Below are 1281 nucleotides of genomic sequence, written 5' to 3'. Positions count from 1 at the left end.
CTGGCGGGAAGCCAACTTCGTCTACCAAAATACGATAAGCATTTGTACAAATTTCTAGCTTGCGCGCGCGCGTTTCTGCCTGACCAACCTCATCGAATGCCATGACGATCACAGCTGCGCCATAACGACGGATCAGTTTAGCTTGCTCAACAAATTTCTCTTTGCCTTCCTTCAAAGAGATAGAGTTCACAATGCCTTTACCTTGAATGCATTTCAGACCCGCTTCGATCACTTCCCATTTGGAAGAGTCGACCATGATTGGCACTTTGGAGATTTCTGGTTCTGAGGCACATAGGTTTAGAAAACGCACCATACAAGCCTGTGCATCTAACATCCCCTCATCCATGTTGATGTCGATGATTTGGGCACCATTTTCAACTTGCTGACGCGCGACTTCTAATGCTTCGTCATACTGTTCTTCTTTGATCAAACGTTTAAAGCGAGCAGAACCTGTGACGTTAGTTCGCTCACCGACATTGATGAATAAAGTCTCTTTCTCAATCGTTAATGGCTCTAATCCGGAGAGACGACAAGCAACAGGCAAATCTGGCAAAGCGCGAGGTGTAACACCTTCAACGGCCTGCGCCATTTGGCGAATATGCTCCGGCGTTGTACCACAACAGCCACCAATCAGATTTAAAAAGCCGCTGCTAGCCCACTCTTTTACATGCTCTGCCATATCTTCTGGAGAAAGGTCATATTCTCCAAAAGCATTCGGCAAACCTGCGTTAGGGTGTGCGGAAACAAATGATTCAGAAATACGAGAAAGCTCTTCCACGTATGGGCGCAGTTCATCGGGCCCCAATGCACAGTTAAGACCGAAAGATAACGGCCTTACATGACGTAGAGAGTTGTAAAATGCTTCCGTGGTTTGCCCTGATAACGTGCGCCCCGAAGCGTCGGTAATCGTACCGGAAATCATGACAGGCAGTGCAACACCAAGCTCTTCAAATACAGAATCGACAGCAAAGGCACATGCCTTAGCATTCAATGTATCGAAAATAGTTTCGATCAAAATAAGATCAGCGCCACCTCTGATTAATGCTCGAGTTGACTCGGAATACGCTTCAACCAGCTCATCGAAAGAAACATTGCGGTAGCCGGGATCATTCACATCAGGGGAGATAGAGCACGTTCGGTTAGTTGGACCAAGTACACCTGCAACGTAACGAGGTTTGTCAGGCGTTTTCGCCGTCCACTCATCGGCAACTTCGCGAGCCAGTTTTGCCGCGGCGAAGGTAATCTCGTCACACAGGCTTTGCATCTGATTGTCCGCCAGCG

At 47.9% G+C, this 1281-nt stretch carries 1 protein-coding gene; it reads right to left on the bottom strand.

Features of this window, described 5'->3' with window-relative positions; translation table 11 throughout:
- Nucleotides 1-1281: homocysteine S-methyltransferase family protein (locus R8N46_RS24825; RefSeq protein WP_318189726.1), on the bottom strand; the 1281-nt coding region annotated here is incomplete at both ends.

Origin of the sequence: Vibrio sp. 1874, from assembly GCF_033344395.1 — a bacterium.
In the GTDB taxonomy this organism is placed as follows: domain Bacteria; phylum Pseudomonadota; class Gammaproteobacteria; order Enterobacterales; family Vibrionaceae; genus Vibrio; species Vibrio alginolyticus.
This window is presented reverse-complemented; position numbering and strand designations above follow the sequence as displayed.